We start from the raw sequence: 25,215 nt of genomic DNA, 5'->3' as shown, positions 1-25,215 counted from the left end.
CATTGCGAAAGTTATCTCCAGGTGAGTCAATGACAGGTGTTCGCTTGCGTTACCAAACGTTAGAGTTTGGAGAAACAGATATCCATCTTTGTACCTTACGCGATAGACAACAATTTCACGATCCAGCTGGAATTGCTGATAAAGTTGGGATTTCATCAGCACTTTGGCCTATATTTGGCGTTATTTGGCCTTCAGGATTAGTTCTTGCTCATTTTATTAATAACTACGATTTTGGTTCAAAAAGGATACTAGAAGTTGGATGCGGTATAGCACTTTCAAGTTTACTCTTAAACAAAAAACATGCAGATATTACCGCGACAGATTATCATCCAGAAGTAGAGAAATTTTTACAGAGGAATACGCTACTTAATGAAGGAGAATACATTGCTTTTGAACGAGTTGGCTGGTCCGATAAAAATGATCAACTTGGCCTTTTTGATTTAATAATTGGAAGCGACCTCCTGTATGAAGACTGTCATGTTGAACTACTTTCTTATTTTATAGAAAAACATTCAAAACCAGCATGCGAAGTTATTATTGTTGATCCTGGAAGAGGCCGTAAAAACAAACTATGCTCTATCATGAAAAAAATGGGATATTACTATAGTTGTCACAAGGCAAATAACACTTCTGGATATTTAAAAGAAAAATTCAAGGGTCATATTCTAAAATTTATACGGTAGCATATCACAATACAATAATTTTATAAAAAACATACTATTTAGCACTGCATCCCTTACTTCAAGAAATACTTTTTACAATTTCATCTTTACCTCCCCGCTTATCACGAATTACATTTCAACTTGATATTTATCTATACATCATCAATTATCTTATCGATTAAAGCGTAATTTTTAAAACTTACCACAGAACAAAACTCAATTTCATTCATGAACTGTCATTTCTATTTTTTATCTTTAAATTTTAATTTTAACGTCTGCATCAGTATCTCAGGCGGCCTTCTAGCAGTTTGTAAAAAATGAAATTTACACAGTATCAATAGTAATTGCATTCTATTATCACAGACAACCCTAACCTTTTTTTAATTTACACTCATCTTTACCCTCTCTAATTGCAATAGATTGCGCTCTGTATGCAATAACACTGTAAAACTTTCAATCGTCCAAGCATTTTTCATAGTACTCCCCCTCTTGAGATAGAAGTTAAACCTTTTTCACCGTTTAATCTTTTGGTAAACTTTCCTTAGCATATTGTTACAAATCTCCACAGGCAGCTCACCTTCCAAGATAGACGGAGTTCTTGATGAAACTTTTTCGTTTTTTAGCCATAGTAATATCTATGACGATGATATTGGGATTGTCACCCGGCTGTGACGGCGAACGCCCGGAGCAACAGGACAACTCCGCAAGTAGTGTAAAAAGAATAAACTTTTTCCATTACTTTTCCGGTTCTCTGAGTGGTGGAATAGATGAAATGGTGACCAAGGTAAACAAGGACAGCAAGGAATATACCGTACTGACCAGTGCACTTGACCACGAATCCTTCAAGACAATGATCCCTGTCTCTCTTGACCGCAGCGATCCCCCAGAGCTTTTTTCCTATTGGGCAGGAGAGCGGGTACAACACCTGGTTGACAAAAACCAGCTTTTGGAAATCGACGATCTCTGGACAAGGGAAAATCTTTCGAACAGTTTTGCCCCTGCCATAGTTGATACAGCAGTGAGTTACAACGGCAAAAAATATCTTCTGCCAATCACGCAGCATATTATTGTTTTTTTTTACAATAAACAAATTTTCGACGATCTCGGCCTGATACCGCCAGACTCCTGGCCTGAATTTGTCAACATCTGCGAGCAGGTTTTGCAACACAACATATCTCCCGTTGCTCTGGGTTCCCGGGAACGCTGGCCTGCACAATACTGGTTTGACTTCCTGTTATTGCGCACTGCAGGTTCAGATTTCCGCACCCGACTACTGCAGGAACATGAACCTTTCACTGCTCAGCAGGTGGTAACCGTTTACCGAATGTGGTCTGATATGCTCCAACACGGTTATTTTAACAGTGATGCGAATTCTCTGGACTGGGCCGAAGCCACCAAGATGGTCAAAGAGGGGAAAGCAGCCATGACCCTGATGGGTACTTGGGCTACTCAAATATTTGATGAAGGACCGGCAAAAAACGTTCCCGGTCGTGATTATGACTATTTTCCTTTTCCAGTCATTGATAACGACGTACCAAATGTAGCAATGGGGCCCATTGATGGAATTGTCATTTCACGGGCATCAGATAACCACAAATTCGCCAAAGAAGTACTCGCTTATTTTGCATCTCCTGAAGCTCAGAAAATCATGAGCACCGGTTCCGGGGCCCTGGCCCCAAACACAACCATTCCCGATTCCTTTTATACGCCGTTTAAACTCAGACTCAAGCAGAAAATAACTCGCGCCGATCTGTGGGCAAACGCCTTTGACCTGTCAACCAGGCCTGCTATAGCCGACCGGGGGCTGGATAGCTTCAATGAGTTGATTGCCTTTCCCAGCCAATACAATCAGATTCTGGCTGATATGCAGAACGAGATCAATAAATCACATTAGTCGATAGATATCACCCTATGCCTTTTCGCACAAAACTGACTATTGCTTTCTGTCTGGTTTTATCTCTAAGTATCATCGTCTCGATGGTCAGCTGGTGGGGGATGCGCGGCGCACTCAACAGCCAGAAGCAAGTCTATAGTTTTTTAAACCATATCGAACATACTTTTTTGGCAATGAGCGCACAGGAGCAGGCATTTACTGCTGAGGAAGCTATCACCCATTCTCGCCAGGTGCTTGAAAAGCTCACTGAAGTTCGCAAAAAAATACTCCTGACTCGGGAAAAGGAGGATGAAAAGCAGCAACAGGAGCAACTGAACAGAGTACTTGAAAGACTTAATGATTATGAGAACTCTTTTTCTAACTATGTTCAACAAAACCTGGAGATGCAAACATTGCGAAGTCGCATGCAAGCAGAGTCAAAAAGATTACGTGACCGTGTAGCCAATCTGGTAAAACAAACTTCATTAGCGGTTAGCCGAGATTTCGAATACCGCATCATGTTGGCACTTGTGCTTCAGCAAAATTATATCGCCAATCCAAAAAACGAAATTCGAGGAGAAATCGAGACAACCATCACCGGGGCCAGGCAGCAGTTAGTCGCAATGAACACACAACAATTCTCTGACAACATCAAACTTCAATTGTATAGAATCAGCTGGGCAGCCAACTCTTTTGCTATTGTCTTCAACAGATTTGCCGATCAGTATGAACATTTAGACTTTTCTCATCGGAATCTGCGTAGCAGTTACCAGCAACTCAAAAATGAATTCAATCAGGCTATCACCATCAAAACAAGGTTGATCAACCAGTATATTAAGAGATTACAAACCATCATCGTTGCCACTTCCGGTTTAGCAGTACTTATCAGCATCGGTGCCATAATCCTTCTCTCAGAATTTATCAGCCGCCCCATTGCAGAACTCAAACGGTCCGCCCTGAATATAGTCAACGGTGATCTTAATACCTCTGTTACAATCACGACAAGGGATGAAATCGGTGAACTCGGCGATCTTTTCAACCAGATGACCGCGCGTCTTCGTACCAGTTTCGGGGAACTTGAAACCTACCGTGACCACCTTGAAAAAATGGTACAGGATCGGACTCGCGAACTGGAACTGGAGATTGTAGAGCATCAAGAGGCAGAAAAAAACCTCGCGACTTCGGAGAAACGTTTCAGGACTATCTTTGACAATTCCATAGATGGCATCTTAATCTCTGATACGACCACACGCAAATGTCTACTTGCCAACCGTACGATCTGCACCATGCTTGGCTATTCAGAAGAGGAACTGCTTACTTTCTCTGTAACAGACTTGCATCCACCTCAAGATCACAACTGGATAATTCAAGATTTTGAGGAAGTTCTTGCTCAACGTAAAACCCTCTCAAAAGACATCCCGATTTTACGAAAGGATGGTTCTGTTTTTCAGGCGGAGATTTCCGCCACCATTATGGAACTCGGAGGACAATCTTTATTACTTTCCTGTATTCGTGATATTACCGAACGTAAAGCAGCAGAAGAACAACGCCTGAAGATTAGCAAGCTGGAATCCATTGGTGTTCTGGCTGGTGGCATCGCCCATGATTTCAACAACATCCTTGCGGCAATCCTGGGTTATGTCAGCCTTATTAAGACGCGGACTCAAGAAAACGACAAACGTTATACATTTCTTGAACAATTAGAAAAGGCTTCAATACGAGCACGGGATCTCACGCAACAACTGCTTACTTTTTCAAAAGGAGGAGAGCCGGTCAAGAAAGTAACTGCCGTTGCCGAAATAATCAGAGAATCTGCAGAATTCGTTTTGCGAGGCAGCAATGTGCGCTGTAATTTCAATTTTGCCGATAATCTCTGGCATGCCAAGGTTGATGCAGGTCAAATCAGTCAGGTCATCCAGAATATTATCGTCAATGCTCGCCATGCAATGCCCAATGGTGGCATTATAACCGTCAGTTGCCGTAATGTGATACCTGCTCCACAAACAACGGAATTACTAGCAGGCAAAAATTGCCTGGAGATTACTATCGCCGACAACGGTCCAGGTATTCCTGAAAAGCTCCGTCAACGTATCTTTGACCCGTACTTTACAACCAAGAAGGAAGGCAGTGGGCTGGGATTGGCCATAACCCACTCTATTATAAACAAACACCAGGGTTCAATATCTGTCAATTCTCCAAAAGAAGGTGGGACCACGTTCATCATCCTGCTCCCCGCAGCACCTTATGAAGCTACAGTGAAAGAACAACCGACTATTCAGGCCAGTGTAGAGCAGCTTGGAAAAACGGTAATGGTCATGGATGATGAAGAAACGTTGCGGGAAATAACAGCCGAGATGCTTGGCCACCTGGGCTATACAACTATTATGGCCGCTGACGGGCAAGAAGCAATCGAAAGATATCGTCAGTACCTGGACTCTGACACACCGATCAACCTGGTAATTATGGATTTAACCATACCCGGTGGGATGGGCGGTAAAGAGGCAGCGGAAAAGATCCTGGCAATGGATCCCAACGCCATATTGGTGGTGGCCAGCGGCTACTCACAGGATCCGATAATGGCAAACTATAAATCTTATGGATTTAGCGGTTTTCTCCCAAAACCATTTAATTTGGAGGAATTGCGAACAACTCTCCAAAAAATTGACTCTTCGTCATAGTGAGTGTCTGTTTATAAATGGGAATTTTCCTTCCAAAGCAGGTAAGGAAAATCCTCATGTATAAACAGACACTCGTTACTCTTTACTGCCTGCCCTTGCCCTAACCAGGATTTCTCACGAGTAAAGTTTGCAGTAGATGCGAGGCACCGGACATGTAGCCGTAGAGAACTACTGCAAATGTCCGGTAACAAAGCAGATTCTGTAAAATTTACTCGCCCTGCAAGGTGACTTTTTTGAATTTTCCAGAAAAACACATTGTTTTTCGATTTTGTTAGATAAGTTTAGTTATTTCAGATTTTTAACATTTATTCCAAAAAAGTCATGAGAAATCCGGGCTAAAACACTTCCAGATAAACAAATATTTCCTGAGCGAAATATGTAATCCACGGGACAACTTCCCTCACATTACACCACGATATCAACAAAATACACTTTTCAAAGGCTGTATCTTTCGGATAATCACATCTTTTTCCCCTCCGTTAACCTGCCCTTAACCTTCGCCCTGCTATTGTATGTTCATACAGGACATACATTACTCTTTTTACGTGTCTCTTTAATTATATGATGAAAAAACAACAGAAAAAATTGCTGCTTACCGCTCTCGCCCTGCTACAGCTTACAGCCTGCGGATTCAAGCCGGGTACTGAATATGCCCCATTGACTGAAGTGCAACAATCCCAGGTTCCGACGTGGTCATCGCAGGCAGAGGCTGTACAGGCCGCCACCCTGTTTGATCTGCTTGACTCTGAACAGCTTCGCGCCCTGGTACAGGAAGCCTTTACAGCCAATCCAGGACTGAAACAGACCCGACTGAGCCTGCAGATTGCAAAGGCTGAACTGCGCCAGACCAGGGGCAGCAGGTTACCGCAGGCTGCTGCGGATCTCTCCGGCTCAAAGGAAGAAAGTAGTGACGAGAGCTATACAGGCTCACTTACCATCCGCTGGACTATTGATTTGTGGCTGAAACTGGCCGATGAAACAGCTGCCGCCAATATGGATGTTGCCCAGCAGGCTGCACTTGTTCAGGCTGCCAGTGACACCCTGGCTGCCGAGGTGATGAAGACCTGGTTAGAGTTAATTGCCCAATCGCACAGTGTGGCCATCCAGGAAAGGCGCCTTGCCACCCTGGAAAAAAATGAACAATACATTTTGGAGCGCTACCGCAACGGTCTGGGTGAGCTGGAAGACCTTGACAGTGCACGCAGTTCTACCTCCTCTGCCAGAGCAACCCTTGTTGAATACAGAGAAAACTTCAACAGGCTGCAACGTACCCTGCGTATCCTGCTTGGAAAAAGCAACAAGGACAGTGTGGCCATTCCCTCAGAGTATCCGGCGGTGCTTATTCCATTGGCAGACTTGCCTGAGCAGACCCTGGCTCGCCGCCCGGACCTGCAGGCAGCCTATTATGCCATTGCATCAGCAGATCTAGAGACCTCGGTGGCCTACAAAGAGTTACTGCCCAGCATCAGCCTGGGTGCCACGCTGCAGGATGTGGGATCGTCTCCTTCCAGCCTGCTGTTCAATGATCCCCTCTGGTCCATCTTAGGGCAATTGACTGCTCCCCTCTTCCAAGGCGGTAGCCTGAAAGCGGCTGCTGACAAGGCGCAGCTGGAAGCAGCCAAAAGTTTCCAGGCTTACCGGGAAACCCTGCTCACCGCTGTGCAAGAGGTGGAGGATGCCCTTGGCTATGAACAGGAACTGATTCAGCGTATAACACATATCAACGCGGCACTGACCAGCGCCCGCAACTCTCTACAAACATACAGGCAGAGCTATCGTACCGGACTGGTTGACATTCTTGACTTATTGACTGTTCAGAAAAAGACCTATGACCTTGAAATAGAACTGGACGAGCTTATGTACCAGCAACTGGCAAATCGAATTGACCTGGGCCTAGCCCTGGGATTGGGAGTAACTGAATAATGGGACGTATAACACAATGGCTTGCCCCTCCTCTGGCACTCGTGGTACTGGCAGGCGTTATCTTTTTTACTGTTCAGAATATGGGTGCACACAGCCGTCAGCCTATGCCCATGGCAGAGGAATCACCTCAGCATCCCGATGTATCGGTTGTTACCGTGACCCCTGGCAGCTATAACGCGCATATATCCGGTCAGGGCGAAGCTACCCCCCACTACAGCCTGCCCTTGACCACAGAGGTCAGCGGCAGGATAGAAAACGTGGGAAACAACTTTGAATCCGGCAGTATCCTGCATAAAGGTGATATGCTTTTTCGCATTGAAGATACGGCATATACTGCTGAACTTGCCACAGCAAAAAGCGAACTGGCAGAAAGTGAGCTGGCATTACTGGAAGAAGAACGCCAGGCAAGGCAGGCACAATTGGAGTGGGAATCTTCGGGTCTTGAAGGCGAACCGGATTCTGACCTGGTACTCCGTATACCCCAGCTTGCTGCTGCTCGGGCAGAGGTTGAAAACAAAAAAGCTGCACTGGAACTTGCCCGCAAAAATCTAAGTAAAACAACGGTAACAGCCCCCTTTGACTGTTTGATAGTCTCCAGGGATGTGACTCCGGGAAGTTATGTACAGGCGGGGACAGAAGTGGCAACCCTGTATAGTATTGATACTATGGAAATCAACATTGCCCTTTCTGCCTCTGAGTGGGGAAATCTGCCGGCAGATGCGGTGGAAAACAACCATCCGGTCACCATCACAAGCGTTGAGGACGGACAACAAACCTGGCAGGGAACCATCGGCCGCATGGAGAACCATGTTGATACCAAAACCAGACAGCGAACCATAATTGTTAAGGTCAACCAGCCATTCACCCAGAACATTCCTCTGCTGGCTGGAACCTTTGTACGGGTGGATATTCCTGGTAAAGAGCTAGATACTCTCTGGAAACTGCCGGGCTCTGCATTGAGCCAGCGAGGTGAAATCTGGTTTGTGGCTGACAACAATACCCTGGCATGTTTTCAAAGTACTCCCCTTTTCAGTGACCATGACAGTATTTACATACAAGTTCCTCCTGCTCTGGCCACTGCTGCCCAGAATGTGCTCATTCATCCATTATCCAGTTATGTAACCGGTATGGAAGTGCGCCCAGTAAAGGAGAACAACGATGCATAACAACACCAACGGCATCATTGCCTGGTTTGTCAAAAACCCCGTGGCCGCAAACCTGCTCATGGTTCTGGTAATCGTACTGGGAATCATGCAATCAGGCTCTTTGCGCAAAGAAGCTTTCCCGCCCATGGAACCGGACTCCCTTACCATCTCGGTCAGTTATGATTCCGGATCAGCCAAACAGGCGGAAGAAGGCATTGCCATGAAAATCGAGGATCAGTTGGAAGATGTCACTGGCATAGACTCCATCACATCCTCTTCAACTGGCAGTGGAGCCACTGTTACTGTCGAGATGGAAGATGGCTATGATCTCGATACCCTGCTGGAAGATGTTACAGCCAAGGTGGATGCCATATCCTCTTTTCCTACCGACGCAAAGAACCCGGTTATTGAAAAGGCAGAAAGAGAAGAGCATTCACTGTGGATACAACTCTATGGCAATGCCGACAGGGCCACCCTGCAGAGCCTTGCCAATCGCCTGAAAAATGACCTGCTCGCCCACGACAATATCAGCCGGGTTTCCATTTCCGGCTGGATTGATCCCATGATCGTGGTGGAGATCAACGAAGATAAACTCCAGGCCTACGGACTCTCTCTTTCTGATGTTGAAGAGGCTGTCAACCACGGATCTTCTGATACCATGAGCGCAGTGCTGCGCAATGAAAACGTCTACCTGCAACTGAAATCCTCCCAGCAGGCCTATTACAAGGAACAGTTTGCCTCCATCCCGCTGCTCACCACGGATGATGGGAGTCAGATTCTGCTTGGCGAAGTTGCCACCATTGCAGATACCTTTGACGACGATACCACAGTGCTGTCCAGGTTTAATGGCGAGAGTTCCATTGGTTTGCAGGTAGTAGCCGCAGGCCAGGATGACATCACCAAATCAGTCGCCGGGGCAAGGGAAGTGGTACAGGAATGGCATTATTCCGGTAAACTGCCTCAAGGTATTGAACTGGCGACATGGTATGACCGCTCGCAAATGATCAAGGAGCGCCTGCATTTGCTGGTGGAAAACGCGGTTACCGGTATAGCCCTGGTGTTCCTGCTGCTCGCTGTATTTCTTAACCTGACCGTTGCGTTCTGGGTTGCCATGGGATTGCCTTTTATCTTTTTCGGCACACTCTATTTCATGGGCACCTCACTCATTAACCTGACCCTGAATGAATTCACCACCTTTGGTTTTATCATGGCCCTTGGTATTGTGGTGGATGATGCCGTTGTAATCGGAGAGAGCGTATATACTATCCGCCGAAGAGACGGAGATACGATGGCAAGTACCATCAAAGGCACCATGCGGGTTGCCATCCCTACTCTATTTGGCGTGTTTACCACCGTGGCGGCCTTTTATGCCCTGTCACAAACCAGTGGAGGCCTTGGTCACCTGTACAGCCAGTTTGCCATGGTCGTCGCCATCTGCCTGATTCTCTCTCTGATTGAATCCAAGCTGATTCTGCCTGCACATCTTAATCACCTGCATACAGGTCAACAGGCCAGCGCCAATCCTTACATGCGAATATGGCAAAAAGTACAGGGTCTGGCGGATGCATCATTGCAGTGGTTCAACGAGAAAATATACCGGCGTGTTATTGAACTGGCTCTGTGTCAGCGTTATACGGTATCCATACTGTTTTCCGCCCTGTTCGTACTGGTGATTTCCATGCCTTTTACAGGAGTGGTGCGCCTGAGCTTTTTCCCTGATATTGTAGGCGATACGGTCCGCGCAGAACTGATCATGGAAAACGACGCCACCTATGGTCTGACCCATGCTGCCTTGAATCATCTGGAAGAACTGGCATTTCAGACTGATAAAGAACTCGGACAGGGAAATTCGACCTCAGGTATCGCCAACCTACAACTACTCTCCGAATCAGACCAGGCAGGTAAAATCACTGTGGAGCTTAAGGCAGACAGCCCGTATGACATCAACCAGTTTACCCGCCACTGGCAACAGCTTGCCGGGTTTCCCGAAGGGGTTCGCACACTTTCCATTCAAAATGCGTCCAGAATGGTCAGCGCGCTCAAGGTGGAACTGCGAAGTGATGATGACAGCGAACTGACAGCTGCGGGAAGGAAATTAAAGACCTATCTGGAGAACATACCAGCTGTAAGCGGCATCGAGGATAACCTTGAACCGGGGCTGCCCCAGCTTCACCTGGAACTTAACCAGCAGGGACGCGCCCTGGGGTTAACCACAGATATGCTTTCCATCCAGGTGCTCCAGGCTTTCAGTGGCCAGGTGGTACAGCAATTCCAGCGAAATAGTGATGAAATTGACGTGAAGGTGCGCTATCCGGAAGAGAACCGTTCAAACCCGGCAGATGTACTGCAGGCAAACATTCGAACAGAAGACGGCACCGTGTTGCCCCTGTCCTCAGTTGCTAAAATAACGTATGGATATACCCGTGAATCCATCAATCGTATTGACGGGAAACGTGCGGTGTATATCTCTTCAGATGTGGATAAAGAGCAGATGTCTGCCACTGAGCTGGTGGCCAAACTGAAAACAGAGATTGCAACGGAACTGGAGCGCTCCTTTCCCGGTCTGGACATCCATTTTGCAGGTGAAGCGGAACAGCAGGCGGAAACACAAAATTCCATGCTGAACATGTTTTTCCTGGCTCTATTACTCATCTACATGCTCCTGGCCATTCCTCTGAAATCGTATATCCAGCCAATCATGATCATGACTGCGATTCCTTTTGGGGTGGTAGGTGCAGTACTTGGCCACTGGATGAATGACCTTTCTTTGGGTATACTTTCCTTAAATGGCATTATAGCCCTGAGTGGAGTTGTAGTGAACGACAGCCTGCTGCTGGTTGCCCGTTTTAATGGACTACGTTCCAATGCTGAAAAAACCGCAAAGGTACAGGATCTCATCAGCCTGGCCTGCAGGGACAGGTTACGTGCGGTTCTGCTGACCTCCATAACCACCTTTGCCGGCTTAATGCCCTTGCTGGGCGAGACCTCAATGCAGGCACAGTTTCTCATCCCTGCAGCGGTATCCCTGGGATACGGCATCATGTTTGCTACGGTGATCACCTTGATTCTGATACCTTCGCTGCTGATGATTCAACATGACGTTACCTGCATTTCCAGGCGAATTGCCCAAAGGATACTGCCAGCTCATCAGAAGGAGCAAACCGCATGCTGAGTGTATTACTTGTTGAAGATGATCAGGATTTGGCGGATACCATTATTGAGTACCTGGAACTGGAGCAGATAAGCTGCCACTATGCCAGCAACGGAGTCGCGGGCCTGCACCTGGCTGAAGAAAACAGGTATGACGTGCTTCTCCTGGATCTTAATCTGCCCAGACTGGATGGCCTGACTCTGTGCCGTAAACTGAGAGATCAGGGCGATGATACCCCTGTGCTTATGTTAACAGCCAGGGACGAGCTTGATGACAAACTGGATGGGTTCAGGGCTGGTACAGACGACTACCTGGTGAAACCCTTTGAACTGCAGGAGTTGGTGGTCCGTATTTTTGCCCTGTCCAGAAGACGCAGCGGAGAAGCAAAAAAGCTCAGCTGTGCCGACCTGGAAATGAACCTGCAGAACCATACCATCACACGGCAGGGGACCAGCATAAAGCTTTCCCCCATTGGCTGGAAGCTGCTTGAGGTACTGCTGCGTGCTTCCCCTGGTGCTGTCTCTCGACAGGAGTTGATGGAAAAAGTCTGGGGAGACGATCTCCCTGACTCCAATTCCCTGAAAGTGCATATTTTTAACCTACGTAAGGCTGTGGACGGCTCCTTTGAACCTCCCCTTGTACATACGATTACCGGGCATGGTTTCGCCCTCTCTGCAGATAAGCCAGTATGATGCACAGGGTTGAGGCTGCTACGTATTCGGCCATGAGCTTCATTTCATCGAGAAAAGAATATACACAATGAAACGTCAAATCAGCCTGAAACTCTATGTCAGCGCTATTTTTCTCTCGCTGACAGCTTTGCTGGTCCTTGGTTTTGCCATGCTGAGTGCCCGCTACTACATGATGGGGATGGATTCGATTGTGGCGTCTGATATGTACAAAACAGCAGACGCCTATTTACAGCACACTCCTGAAAAAGACAGAAAACCACTGGTATATTTCTGGGAATGCTATCTGGCATCAAGCTGGGCAGATATGCCCGAAGACATACGCACACAACTACCCGAGGGACCTGTCGGAGAAGCAAGATTGATCAAGCAGGATAAATCCACTTTCCTGCATCCACCAGAAGTACTCACTTTTGCCCTTCGTTATCAGCAGGGAGACACGGTTCTCTATGTCGCCAAGCAGGCAAGCCGGCATTCGAGTATTCCTCTCATTGGCAGGAATGCCAAAGAAAGCCTGCGCAACCTGCTCTTCATCACCCTGACCGCAGCTCTGGTTGTAGGCATGATAGTGCGGGTAATGATGCGCCAGGTAAGTAAAACTGTATCGAACCTGGGAAACTGGGCCAGGTCACTGGATGAAAAAACTCTGCAGAACCAGCCTCCGGATTTTCTATACCCGGAACTCAATGCACTGGCAGAGCTGATTCGAACCTCCTTGAAATCTGTTCAGGAGGGGTTGGACCGGGAACACCGATTTCTTCGCCATGCCAGCCATGAATTGCGGACACCGATAAGTGTAATTCGCAATAATGTGGAGTTACTGGCCAGACTGCAACAACTGCCGGAAGAGAAGAAAACCGCTAAACAGCAACAGGTCATAGAACGGATTGACAGAGCAAGCCTGAATATGAAGTACATGACAGAAACCCTGCTCTGGCTCAGCCGTAATGAAGGCAACATGCCATCCATGCATGCTGTACAGCTTGATGTGCTCATAAGCGAACTCACCGATGAGTTATTGTATCTCAGCAAGGGTAAAGAGGTCTCGATCCAGGTACAGACAAGCGCTTACACCGTCAATATCCCCGAACCAGTGGCCAGAATTGTGCTCAGCAACCTGATCCGTAATGCCCTGCAGCATACTGATTGCGGCTCGGTTACCATCAACCAGCAGGAAAACAGGATATGTATTCAAAACACCCAGCCTACTGGCTCAGCTACCGATGAAGACCTGGGATTTGGATTGGGGTTGAAACTTACAGAGCAACTGACTCAACGTCTGGGATGGCCCTATGACAACATTGCTACCGACAACGGTAACAAAGCTACGGTTACCATTATAGAACCCAAAGTGTGACGGTGCGTGTGACGCACCCTACCAGTTCAGGTCTTTGGGCTGCCTCAAGGAGAACAATAAGCAGAAGCAGCGACTCTCTGCCTGTATCGTCCATAATTATTTACATACATTGCAACTACTCATAGGGGAAATCAATAAACTTGCCCCCCCTGTATTTGTAACTGGTTACAGGGTGCCTGAGATTTTAGCAATCAGGCTGACGCAGCGTATTGGATCATACGTAAGCCAGGCTGATCGCGGAAAGATCAGGTGCACTGTAAGCAGTTACCATGAATTAATCTGTATCGGAGTTTAACAAAAATGGTTCCAGCAACCACATCGTACAAGCCAGGTTTTCTTATCCTTATCCTGGGTATCTTGACCATGTTTGCCCCCTTTGCCACAGATACGTATCTGGCAGGGTTTCCTGAAATAGCTGAAAGCCTCAACTGCAACAGCGGTGATGTACAGCTCAGCTTATCCACCTTTTTCTTCGGCCTTGCCATAGGCCAGTTATTTTATGGACCTGTAAGTGACAGAATAGGCAGAAAAATTCCATTGTTGACCGGGATACTGATCTATACCCTGACTTCTGTGGGTGCTCCCCTTTCTCCCAATATTGAAGTGTTTGTCGGGTTACGCTTTCTTCAGGGAGTAGGAGGATGCGCAGGCATGATTATCAGCAGGGCTATTATACGTGACCTGTTTGATGCAACCCAATCAGCACGGGTTCTCTCTCTTCTCATGGTTTTGCAGGCTCTTGGTCCAATTCTCGCCCCCATTCTGGGAGGCTATATTCTCCTGATAACCAGCTGGCACGGTATATTTATCTTTCTTGTGGCAGTGGGTGTTCTCTCCTTTGCCGCATCAATCCTTTTTATCCCTGAAACCCTGCCCATGTCCGAGCGGGAACAGAATCCGCTGCGCAGCGACATGCACGTGTTTCTTGCTTTCATACGAAATCGCAAATTCATAATCCCCACCTTGGCCGGAGCAGTGGGTGCCTCATCCATGTTTGCCTTTATCAGTGGCTCACCTTTTGTAATTATGGAACTGTATGGTGTCAGTCCACAGCATTATGGCTGGCTGTTCGGTCTGAATGCCTGTGGGTTCATCGTTTCCAGTATTGCAAACCGCTCTCTCCTGAAGCATTTCCCTCCTACCAGAATATTGATCGGCGGTATTGTCTTTGCCTGCATCACCTCTGGTCTTGCACTTGCCATGGCAAATGCCGAACATCTGGCCCTGCTCCTGATACCGCTTTTCTGCAGCCTCTCCATGGTACCGGTTGTGGCTGCCAACAGTGTGGCTGTGGCCATGGAACAAGCAGGAAAACATGCCGGCAGCGGCTCTTCCCTCATCGGTGTACTGCAATTTGGAATCGCCGCTCTCATCAGTGGTTTGGTGAGCGCGCTGCACAATGGAACGAGCTACCCCATGCTTGGAATAATCTTCGGAGTGTATCTGCTGGCTGGTGTTATCTCCATGATAACGGCAAAATGACAGTTGCAATAGTACGCAAAACTGAGCGGGAAGGGTACCAGCGGCACCTCATCCGTTTTGCCAAGAATGGCTTGTCATTTGATGGCGAACGGGTTGACCTGGTCCTCTATAATTCTCACGATTATGGCTGTACTTTCAAACTGATAGCTTCAGCCTGACGACAGATATGCGGCAACGGATTGATGGTTGCCTCGGAGTTTGCCAACTTCAGCCATAAGCATATCGGTTTCAGCCCGGATGCTTTTATCCAATCAGCTGGTGAGATTGCATCTGCAGCCGGTACTATTGCCGAGCGGGTCGACGAGATGAAGGTAATCGAGATGACTCCGGACGAAAGAGTTTTTTTTGCCCAGGCAGCGCATAGCCTGATTTATGATGAGCCCGAACAGGCTCCAATACTACCCCATCAACTGCTTGAAGAACGACGCTATGACGACAAGGGGAAAGACCTCTGGACAACATTCAACGTGACCCAGGAAAATGCCATGCGTGGCGGCCTCAAAGGCATTACCAGAGGCGGCGACGGACGAATCAGGAGAACAACCACACGACCAGTCAAAGCACTTGATTGCAATATCAAACTGAACCAGGCTCTTTGGTTCCTGACTGAAAAGATGGCTGAGCTGAAGAACGTCGAGGGGGATCTTTCGACTGTATCGGCTTAATCAGCCATTTACCAATACATTAGCCGTCTCCTTCGAGGGACGGCTTTTTTGTTCTCTTTTCGCAGAGTGTCGGAAAAGTAGAATGCAGTGACGAGATGAAAAAAAATAACAAAACCCATATTTAAAATATGTTTTACTAAAATTTATTTCAATTTCTTTGGGTTTAAAATTGACAAAAAATCGAGAAAAACATAGGATAGTTATGTGTTATCCTTGATTAATTCAATTAGAATGGATATGAAGCACGAAACATTTTTCCGCAAACATCCGGTGTTCACAGCCGAAGAGTTCAATGATCATCTCGCAGCTCTTGGGAAAACAGGCCCCAGGACACGGGAATCCCTGTTGAATTATCATAGGAACACCGGGCATATCATCCTCATTCGGAGAGGATTGTATGCGGTTGTCCCTATAGGAGCCGATCCGGATTCGTACCCAGTTGATCCGTTCCTTGTGGCGGCTAAACTTACGGCCGATGCTGTACTGTCATACCACACGGCTTTAGAAGTACACGGTTACGCCTACTCCATACGTGAGCATCTGACGTATTCATCAGCCCGCCCGGTTTCCCCTGTTACATTTCGGTCCCATGTTTTTCGAGGTGCCAGGTTCCCTCAACAACTTTGCCGTGCAGGAAAAGTAGATCTCGGTGTTACCGCTGTCGATCGCGTGGGTCTTACGGTCAGGGTTACTTCCATAGAGAGAACATTAGTGGATGTCTTGGATCGTCCTGCTCTTTCAGGCAGCTGGGAAGAAATCTGGCGTTCCTTGGAGGCGATTGAGTTTTTTGATCTCGACAAAGTGGTCGAATATGCCCTTCTACTCGGCAATGCGACAACGATTGCCAAGGTTGGCTTTTATCTGGAACAGCATCGCGAATCGTTGATGGTCGAAGAGAATCACCTGACGCCTCTTCGTGATCATCGCCCCAGGCAACCACATTATATGGATAGCTCTAACAGAAAATCGGGGAAGGTCGTTGCAGATTGGAACCTGGTGGTCCCTGTTGATTTAGTCGAGCGGACTTGGGGAGAAGTTCTATGAAAATATCTTATGAAACACTGATAGCACAAGCGGAAGCAACAGGGTTCAGGGCGGATGTGCTTGAAAAGGTCGCTCACCTGCTCGGATTGCTCGAAGCTCTTGGTGGCCATCCTTTTTTAAAAGGCAAACTGGCGCTCAAAGGTGGAACAGCGCTGAACCTTTTTGTATTCAATGTCCCGCGATTATCTGTTGATATTGATTTGAATTACGTGGGGGCAGAGGACCGTGAAACAATGCTCGCCGAACGGCCCAGGATAGAGCAGGCAGTTCACGCAGTATTTGCACGAGAAGGATTCACGGTCAGGCGCATGCCGGAAGAACACGCTGGCGGGAAATGGTCCCTGCGTTACCAGAGTGCTGCAGGCCAAGGCGGCAACCTCGAAGTGAACCTCAACTTCATGTATTGGGTCCCTTTGTGGCCTGTAAAGCTATTTGACTCGTATCCGGTCGGGACCTGGCATGCCAGCCAGATACCGATAATTGATATCCATGAATTGGCGGCGGGAAAGCTGGTTGCGTTGCTCGCACGAAAACAGGCACGGGACCTGTTTGACAGTCATTGTATTTTCCATAGGGAAAATCTCGACTCTGACCGGCTGCGCACAGCTTTCGTCGTTTACGGTGCCATGAACCGCAAGGACTGGCGAACGGTTTCCATCGAGGATGTGAACTTTGAAAGCGGTGAACTTGCTAGACAGTTAATCCCGACCATACGTGTTATAGAATTTGCAGAAAAAGAATCTATAGGCCAATATGGTGCTAGTCTTGTTGAGGAATGCCGACAAGCCTTGTCTGTTGTCCTGCCTTTCACTGGAAATGAGAAAGTGTTTCTCGATTTGTTGCTTGATAAAGGAGAGATTGACTCAACAATACTGACCTCCGATTTGGACCTGCAACAACGCATTCAAAAGCAGCCTCTTTTGGAGTGGAAGGCGGTCAATGTTAGAAGGCATAAAAGGATGTAGCGATGGTTGAAAATGTCCTATCCATAGACGTGCAATGACAAGAAACAAAGAAAACCATCCAGCTAACTGGGAGTAAAAAGAAACAGCATGTAAGAAGAAATGAAATAACAAAAAACTCGATAAATATTTTATATAATTGTTATTTCCTCGATAACGAGACAATTGTAAAAAATAAATTTGCAAATTGATATAGAGTCCAAATTAATTATTTCTTCAGTAAACTTAAATAAGAAGGTATTTATTTAAAAATGAATGTATTCGAACACCTCGATAATATTGCAGCCAATTACTGTTCATTCAATATCATCAGTTAACTCGTGAAGACTGAAAAACAAACCCGAAAAGACATAATCGACAAACAGCTAATTAAAGCTGGCTGGAATGTTGCCGACATCACTCAAGTTATTGAAGAATTTGAGATTGATGTATCCGGGTTTTCAGGTACCACCGCCCCCTCAACGCTTGCCACTCTCTCTACAATGGAGGCAGGACCCGACTCTCCCTACAAAGGGCATCAATACAGTGACTATGTATTGCTTGGCCGGGACGGAAAACCCATTGCTGTCGTTGAAGCAAAAAAAACTTCCAAAGATCCCGCCAATGGCAGAGAGCAGGCAAAGCAGTACTGCTACAATATCCAAAAAGAAAAAGGTGGTGAACTACCATTTTGTTTTTATACAAACGGCCTAGAGATCCATTTTTGGGACCTCGAAAACTACCCTCCTCGCAAGGTTGTGGGTTTTCCAACCTTGGATGACTTCGAACGTTTTCAGTATATCCGCCGTAACAAGAGACAACTGACCCAGGAACTCATTAATGTCGACATTGCCGGACGAGATTACCAGATACGTGCGATTCGAACAGTTTTAGAAGGAATAGAGCAAAGGAAAAGAAATTTCCTTCTTGTCATGGCAACCGGTACCGGCAAAACACGGACCTGTATAGCCCTTACCGATGTATTGATGCGGGCAGGCCATGCAGAACGTGTTTTATTCCTCGTCGATCGCATCGCTCTCCGTGAACAGGCTCTTGCTGCCTTCAAAGAACATCTACCGCATGAACCACGTTGGCCAAAAGTGGGCGAGAAACTTATCGCCAAAGATAGGCGTATTTATGTTTCTACTTACCCAACTATGCTCAATATTATCAGGGATGAAAACAATATCCTCTCTCCCCATTTCTTTGATCTTCTTGTTGTCGATGAAAGTCACCGTTCCATATACAACACATACCAAGAGGTCCTCGATTATTTCAAAGCAATAAATCTTGGTCTTACTGCAACCCCAACAGATGTAATCGACCACAACACCTTCGAACTATTCACCTGTGAAGACGGCCTTCCCACCTATGCTTACACCTTTGAGGAAGCAGTTAACAATACCCCGCCATATCTCAGTAATTTCCAGGTGATGAAAATTCAGACACAGCTTCAGGCAAAAGGGATTTCAAAACGAACAATCAGCCTGGAAGATCAAAAAAAGCTCATCCTTGGAGGTAAGGATATTGAAGGAATTAACTTCGAGGGCAGTCAGCTTGAGAAACAGGTGATTAACAGAGGTACCAATGCTCTGATAGTCAAAGAGTTCATGGAAGAATGCATAAAAGATGCGAATGGTGTTCTCCCCGGTAAAACCATCTTCTTTTGTGCTTCAATGGCCCACGCCAGACGTTTAGAAGAAATCGTTGATGCTCTCTATCCACAGTATCACGGCGAGCTGGCCAAAGTGCTGGTATCTGATGACCCACGCGTTTACGGCAAAGGAGGGCTGCTCGATCAATTTACTAATAATGATCTGCCACGGATTGCAATCAGTGTGGATATGTTGGACACCGGAATTGATGTCCGTGAGATAGTCAATCTCGTCTTTGCCAAGCCAGTGTACTCCTACACAAAATTCTGGCAAATGATTGGCCGTGGTACCCGTTTACTCGAACCCGAAAAAATAAAGCTCTGGTGTATAGAAAAAGATATATTCCTGATCCTAGATTGCTGGGACAATTTCGAATATTTCAAGCTTAAACCTAAAGGTAAAGACCTTAGTCCACAACTCCCGCTTCCAGTCCGACTGGTGAGTACCCGACTGGATAAAATCGAAAAGACTATTGCCCTCGAACGCCACGATATAGAAACAAAGGAAATCACCAAGCTACGACAACAAATAGCAGAGCTCCCGGCGACATCGGTGGTTATCCTTGAGGCAGCCACGCAACTCAACCAGATAGCAGACGATAATTACTTGACCACTCTTTCACCTCAAAAAATCGAATTTCTTCGAAGCCAAATCAAGCCACTGTTCAGGACCGTTTCACAGGTTGATTTTAAAGCCATGCGCTTTGAAAAAGATGTCCTTGAGATTTCCTTGGCTCTACTCAGTGATGAAAAGAAAATGTTTAACACGCTTAAAGATGCGCTGATTCAGCAAATTGGTGAGCTGCCTCTCTCTGTAAATATCGTTGCCAGAAAAAAGGACATCATTCTCGATTCTCAGAAAAACCATTACTGGACAACTTGCACCGACCAAACCCTGGATGACTTGACAGAAAGCCTTGCACCCTTAATGAGGTTCCGTGAGCAACCAAAGCCTGGTGAAGGTCCTGTAAAACTCGATTTAACTGACAAGCTCTTCAATAAAGAGATGGTAGAATTTGGTCCGGCAAGTGAGGCGGTATCAATCACAAAATACCGAGAAATGGTTGAGGCTTTAGTACTCGAGTTGACCCAAAGCAATCCAATCCTGCAAAAAATTAAAAACGACAGCCCTATCTCCGATGCAGAGGCAGAAGAGCTGGCCAAAGCACTCCACAAAGAACATCCACATATTACTGAAAACCTGCTTCGCATCGTCTACCAGAATCGTAAAGCTCGGTTTATTCAATTTATACGTCACATACTTGGAATTGAAACCCTTGCCAGTTTTCCTGACACGGTCACCAAATCTTTCGATCAGTTTATCGCTGAACATACAAACCTCAATAGCCGTAAACTGGAATTCTTGAGTTTATTGAAAGACTTTATTATTGAGCGAGAAAAGATTGAAAAGCGCGACCTGATTCAATCACCTTTTACTATCCTGCATCCACAGGGCATTCGGGGTGTTTTTCGCCCCACTGAAATTGAAGAAATTCTACAACTCACTGAAAAGCTGGCAGCATGAGATATCGACCCACAACAGAGGAAGAACTCTCTCTTATCCTTGAAGAAGGAGAAGGGTATACCTTAGAGTTCAAGCAAACCGTTAACTCTGACCTCCCCAAAGAGCTGGTTGCCTTTGCCAACGCTTCCGGCGGACGTGTGCTGATTGGTGTGGATGATAACAATACTATCGTTGGCTGTGATACTTCCAATAAAACCCTCTCTCAAATCGAGAGCATGGCAACCTCCTGCGACCCGCCAGTAGCCATTCATATAGAAAAGCTCCCTCAGCAAGAACTTCTCGTTATCCATGTACCGGAAGGTGCAAACAGGCCCCATCGGTGCAACAAGGGATTCTTTCTTCGCAACGGTGCCAACTCACAGAAAATGAGCACCGAAGATATCACCGCCTTCATTCAAGCAGAAGGAAAGATTCGTTTCGACCAACGACTCCGTCTTGATCTCGACTGGAAGGATGCACTTGATAGCAAACGCCTCGACCACTACCTCCAATTAGCAAATATTTCACCCAAACCAGATATAGCTAATCTTCTCACCAACCTTGGAGCAGGTGAATATAAAGATGATCAGTTTTATCTCAATCAGACGGGTGTACTCTTTTTCGCAAAAGAACCAACCCAGCGATTGTTTCATGTCAACGTGGTGTGCGCCCTCTTTAAGGGGACCTCTAAAGCCTATATCCTTGATCGTAAGGACCTTACCGGCAGCATCCTGGAAAATATCGAAGATGCCCTGATTTTTCTCAAAAAACACCTGCAAATGCGCTGGGAAATCACCGAAAAAAGTACCCGTCGAAAAGAAATCTTAGAGCTACCGGAAGTAGCACTGCGTGAAGCAATCATCAATAGTGTCTGCCATAGAGATTATTTAGAGGAAGGTGCAAATGTCATGGTGGAGATATTTGACGACCGGGTCGAAATCTACAATCCGGGCGGGCTTCCCAAAGGTTTACAAGAAAAAGATTTTGGTCGTCGAAGTGTCTGTCGAAACCCTAATATTGCCAGTTTGCTCTTGCGATGCGACTATATAGAAAAAATGGGTTCGGGCATTGAGCGTATCCATACCGCCCTTGTAGAGGCAAGGTGTCCAGGAGTCAAGATACACTTTAACACGATGTTCTCATTGGAATTTCCGAGGCCAACTTTTATTCCGGAAACGGATTCTGCTGATATCATTACCGACCGAACCCCTCATGACACCCCTCATGACACCCCACATGTTACCCCTCATGTTGAAAGGCTCCTTACTGTTCTTCAAGGTGAAATGGCACGGGGAGAACTCATGGAAGCATTAGAGCTAAAAGACAGAAAGAATTTCAGCCAAGAATATCTCACCCCTGCTCTACATGGTGGCTTTATCGAAATGACCATTCCAGACAAACCCAAAAGCAAACTGCAAAAATACCGACTGACCGACAAAGGAAGAATACATGCTGCAAAATAACCCAGCCCTTAAATCAAAAATCGACCAGCTCTGGAATAAATTTTGGAGCGGTGGAATTTCGAACCCACTTACCGCCATCGAGCAGATCACCATCTGCTCTTTATGAAAAGACTGGACGATCTTGATCTCAAGCAGGTCCAGGATGCTGAATGGACAAAGGAGCCATTTACATCCCGTTTCGATGGATTTTGGATTCCCCCGGAACATCGAGATAAGGGCGAAAAGGACCAGGAACCCTTCAAAATAGAGAAAAGAAGTCTTCGTTGGAGTGAGTTCAAGCGTATGCAGGCAGAAGAGATGCTGCAACATGTGCAAAACAGGGTCTTTCCGTTTTTAAAGGACCTCAACGGCGATGAAGCAAGCTTTACGGCACTGGGGTCCTATCGTTCTTGCAAAACCCAAAGACACAATATTTTGAGTTTCACAAAGTGTCATTATCGTAATTAATTTCTTGGGTTTAGCTCACCAGGAAGTTAAAAACTCTTGCATGAAAATTAATAAAAGCCCCCCTTGCCCGAGATGTAGGTCAACCCGTTCCACTGTGTGCAAGCAATATACGACAATCCATAATGGTGAGCGTGTCCTTTTGTCATGCAATGATTGTTCAAATATTTTTTCCGAAACTGCCGGAAGCGCTATGGAGTCCCTTAAGTCTCCAATAAGCAAAGTTGCCCTTGCATTAAAAATGCGCAGCGGGGGACTTGCCCTACGCGCTACTGGGCGAGTGCTTGGAGCTGACAAAAAAACGATTTCAAATTGGGAGAGACGATTTGCGGAACAAAAATCTACTTTGATGCTGTACTCACTTTGTTTCAATTTTATTTCCCTCACCTTTGAAGGTGACGAACTCTACACCATTGTGGGAAATCGAACAGATCCGTCTGCCTCTAAAGGCTGGACAGTCGTGATCATAGAACGTAGCAGTCGTTTCATCGTAGATCAAAAATGCGGAGAAAAAAATGAAAGTCTCTTCAGAGCCGTTATGGAAAAGATGTGTGACTTTATTGACAACACTGGTGACGTTACGTTTTTTTCAGATGGTGAAAGACGATATGGGAACGCACTTTTTGAAATATGTTCTGAGGTACTGGAAACCGGCAAACGTGGACGCCCACCGCGAGTACTACCACGTGGTGTCAAAGCTCGCGTTAAAAATAAGGGGAGCCAACAGAAAAAGAAAGGCCGCAAGCGTCCTAAATACCATGCACCATGGCGTGAACACCCAGATACAGCCGACTGTCAAGATTCTGAAATTAACGCAAATCACCTTGAGGCGTAAAATGCTTCTATCCGCCGCCGGAACAGTGCATTTCGAAGGCGAACCAATACCTACGCAAAAACCACGGATGGATTACAGCGCACTTTGGATGTTCACCAGATCATCCATAATTTTGTTCGGCCTCACTGGACAACAGGAGTGGTGCCTGCTGTGGCGCTTGGAATTATCTCAAATGCATTGACATTGATCGATATTTTAACAATGCCCAAGGCCTTTTAATCGATCAAAAAAGACTGGAGGGGAAACTTCTTTTTTATCCCGAGAACGGTCTAACCCCAGTGCCGACACTTTGTGAAACTCAAAATATTGTGTCTTTTGGTTTTGTAAGAACGATAGGACCCCCATTGCCGGTCAACATCATTGTAGCAAAAAAACAGTTTGATGACTCCGAATCTGTTTCGATTGTTTCTCCTACAGAATCTGTAAAACAATATACATTACGGGTAACAGATACAGGAGGAAGAGAACCAACCGCGAAGAAGCCAGCTTTTGACAAAAAACCAACACACAAAGACCAGCAAAAACCGCTGCCCCTCTGAGCCCCATGGACATGTAGCTCCATTTGAGAATGGTGGAATCAAGCCCAGTGAAAACAAGCAGGGAGGCAGATAACAACACTAACAGGGCGCTTGCCCGAACAATTGTTACTGACCGCGTTTTGTTTTCAAACACTCTCCCCTGACAAATAAAATCATTATAAAGATTTGTGGTTACGCCCAGAACCAGGCCAGCCCCTGTACCCAGGACAATCAACAGAATACCTGCTGAAAAAAAGGCTGCCAGAAGTGGGGGAAAATACTGTTCCAGAAAATATGGTAAAGCCTGGGCCGGACTGGCAGCCACTTCCGGATGGTTTGCCCGCAGATAGAGGCCCACAATGATACCGAGAACGCCCACAGGCGGAATGATGATGGCACTCAGAAAGGCACCGTTACGGGCCGCGCGAACGTCCCTGGCAGAAAAAATAGCCTGGAGATAAATCTGGGTGGAAAGCACCCCAACCAGCATGGAAAACATATCCAGCACGGCGGTCTTAATACCATAGTGACTGAATCCGAGCATATCAATCCCGACCGGTAGCCTGGAAATGATACCCTCCATTCCTCCTCCTTTACTCAATGCTACCCCTGCACAGGTAAGCATAATAAGGTACAGCATGAAAAATTTGATCTTACCGATCAACCCTGCACCGGCAATACCGCCAGACAGGACAAACACGCCAATAAGACACATGGTAATCAGCACAGAGGCCACATCGCCAAAATGGAACACTGCCTGTAAAATAGCGATGGAAGCAAGAAATTGCCCTACCACGTGGATAAACATGCCCATGGAATTAATGGCACTGCAGTAGCGACGAAACCTCTGGCCGAAAAACCGGCCCAGATATTCGGAAACAGTCACCACGCCCTCTTCGCGTAGGGCCCGTGCAAAAAAACACCCGAGAACAAAACAGGACAACCCGCTGCCAAAGGTAAAAATTCCTGCAGAGATACCGTGGGTATATGCTGTCTGAACAGTGCCTATGGTAGAAACCCCGCCCACCAGTGTGCCGATAATGACCCAGGATACACCAGGTGCAGCAAGGGACCGACTGGCAACTGAAAATTCATCCGCTGATTGCACCTTTGCCGATCGACGGACAGAAAGAATACTGATGCCCAGAAAAGTAAGTATAAAAGTGATCTGATAGATATAAGGCATT

At 46.5% G+C, this 25,215-nt stretch carries 16 protein-coding genes and 2 pseudogenes; 17 read left to right on the top strand and 1 reads right to left on the bottom strand.

Features of this window, described 5'->3' with window-relative positions:
• Positions 1-29: 29 nt before the first annotated feature.
• The 17 genes and pseudogenes from G493_RS0103500 to G493_RS34985 all read left to right on the top strand — a co-directional run bounded on the left by G493_RS0103500 (position 30) and on the right by G493_RS34985 (position 23,729).
• A complete protein-coding gene (locus G493_RS0103500; protein ID WP_028579259.1) occupies positions 30-683 on the top strand; it encodes a class I SAM-dependent methyltransferase in 654 nt (217 codons plus the stop codon).
• 580 nt (positions 684-1,263) lie between these two features.
• Positions 1,264-2,556 carry an ABC transporter substrate-binding protein gene (locus G493_RS0103495; RefSeq protein ID WP_028579258.1) on the top strand — a complete coding sequence of 431 codons (1,293 nt, stop codon included), beginning with the start codon at positions 1,264-1,266 and terminating at the stop codon, positions 2,554-2,556.
• Between the two features lie 17 nt (positions 2,557-2,573).
• Positions 2,574-5,213: a hybrid sensor histidine kinase/response regulator gene (locus tag G493_RS31735; RefSeq protein ID WP_084813411.1), complete on the top strand. Its 2,640-nt coding sequence runs from the start codon at positions 2,574-2,576 to the stop codon at positions 5,211-5,213.
• 561 nt (positions 5,214-5,774) lie between these two features.
• A complete protein-coding gene (locus G493_RS0103485; protein ID WP_035273476.1) occupies positions 5,775-7,136 on the top strand; it encodes a TolC family protein in 1,362 nt (453 codons plus the stop codon).
• On the top strand, positions 7,136-8,302 hold the full coding sequence (locus tag G493_RS0103480; RefSeq protein WP_035273474.1) for an efflux RND transporter periplasmic adaptor subunit: 1,167 nt from the start codon (positions 7,136-7,138) through the stop codon (positions 8,300-8,302). Before G493_RS0103485 ends, G493_RS0103480 begins: the two co-directional genes overlap by 1 nt.
• Positions 8,295-11,453, top strand: coding sequence for an efflux RND transporter permease subunit (locus tag G493_RS0103475; RefSeq protein ID WP_028579255.1), 3,159 nt, complete (start codon positions 8,295-8,297; stop codon positions 11,451-11,453). Before G493_RS0103480 ends, G493_RS0103475 begins: the two co-directional genes overlap by 8 nt.
• Entirely contained in the window at positions 11,447-12,124 is a 678-nt protein-coding gene (locus G493_RS0103470; protein WP_028579254.1) for a response regulator transcription factor, read from the top strand. Before G493_RS0103475 ends, G493_RS0103470 begins: the two co-directional genes overlap by 7 nt.
• Positions 12,125-12,191: 67 nt before the next feature.
• On the top strand, positions 12,192-13,478 hold the full coding sequence (locus G493_RS0103465; RefSeq protein WP_028579253.1) for a sensor histidine kinase: 1,287 nt from the start codon (positions 12,192-12,194) through the stop codon (positions 13,476-13,478).
• Positions 13,479-13,778: 300 nt separating this feature from the next.
• Positions 13,779-14,960, top strand: a complete 1,182-nt coding sequence (locus tag G493_RS0103460) for a multidrug effflux MFS transporter (protein WP_051308983.1) — start codon at positions 13,779-13,781, stop codon at positions 14,958-14,960.
• On the top strand, positions 14,957-15,118 hold the full coding sequence (locus G493_RS33310; RefSeq protein WP_153306421.1) for a hypothetical protein: 162 nt from the start codon (positions 14,957-14,959) through the stop codon (positions 15,116-15,118). Before G493_RS0103460 ends, G493_RS33310 begins: the two co-directional genes overlap by 4 nt.
• 6 nt (positions 15,119-15,124) lie before the next feature.
• The gene (locus G493_RS27620) at positions 15,125-15,625 is read left to right on the top strand and encodes a DUF932 domain-containing protein (RefSeq protein WP_269746305.1); all 501 of its coding nucleotides are present in this window, start codon (positions 15,125-15,127) and stop codon (positions 15,623-15,625) included.
• A gap of 237 nt (positions 15,626-15,862) precedes the next feature.
• Positions 15,863-16,669: a type IV toxin-antitoxin system AbiEi family antitoxin domain-containing protein gene (locus G493_RS0103450; RefSeq protein ID WP_028579251.1), complete on the top strand. Its 807-nt coding sequence runs from the start codon at positions 15,863-15,865 to the stop codon at positions 16,667-16,669.
• Complete coding sequence (locus G493_RS0103445; protein ID WP_028579250.1) at positions 16,666-17,634, top strand: nucleotidyl transferase AbiEii/AbiGii toxin family protein; 969 nt, start codon at positions 16,666-16,668, stop codon at positions 17,632-17,634. The genes G493_RS0103450 and G493_RS0103445 overlap by 4 nt, the downstream gene beginning before the upstream one ends.
• 317 nt (positions 17,635-17,951) lie before the next feature.
• Positions 17,952-20,789, top strand: a complete 2,838-nt coding sequence (locus G493_RS0103440) for a type I restriction endonuclease subunit R (RefSeq protein ID WP_028579249.1) — start codon at positions 17,952-17,954, stop codon at positions 20,787-20,789.
• Positions 20,786-22,231, top strand: a complete 1,446-nt coding sequence (locus G493_RS27615) for a Fic family protein (RefSeq protein WP_084813409.1) — start codon at positions 20,786-20,788, stop codon at positions 22,229-22,231. The genes G493_RS0103440 and G493_RS27615 overlap by 4 nt, the downstream gene beginning before the upstream one ends.
• Positions 22,218-22,600: pseudogene (locus G493_RS0103425) on the top strand (type I restriction-modification system subunit M N-terminal domain-containing protein); the annotation flags it as partial. The gene G493_RS27615 and the pseudogene G493_RS0103425, both read left to right, overlap by 14 nt.
• 118 nt (positions 22,601-22,718) lie before the next feature.
• Positions 22,719-23,729: pseudogene (locus G493_RS34985) on the top strand (IS1 family transposase).
• Between the two features lie 192 nt (positions 23,730-23,921).
• On the opposite strand, the gene G493_RS0103410 reads toward G493_RS34985, so the two are convergent.
• Complete coding sequence (locus G493_RS0103410; RefSeq protein ID WP_232363709.1) at positions 23,922-25,214, bottom strand: sodium:solute symporter family protein; 1,293 nt, start codon at positions 25,212-25,214, stop codon at positions 23,922-23,924.
• Position 25,215: the final 1 nt, after the last annotated feature.

The organism is Desulfogranum japonicum DSM 18378, from assembly GCF_000429945.1.
Lineage (GTDB): Bacteria > Desulfobacterota > Desulfobulbia > Desulfobulbales > Desulfobulbaceae > Desulfogranum > Desulfogranum japonicum.
Note: the sequence above shows the minus strand (reverse complement) of the source record. Positions and strands in the feature narration are given on the sequence as shown.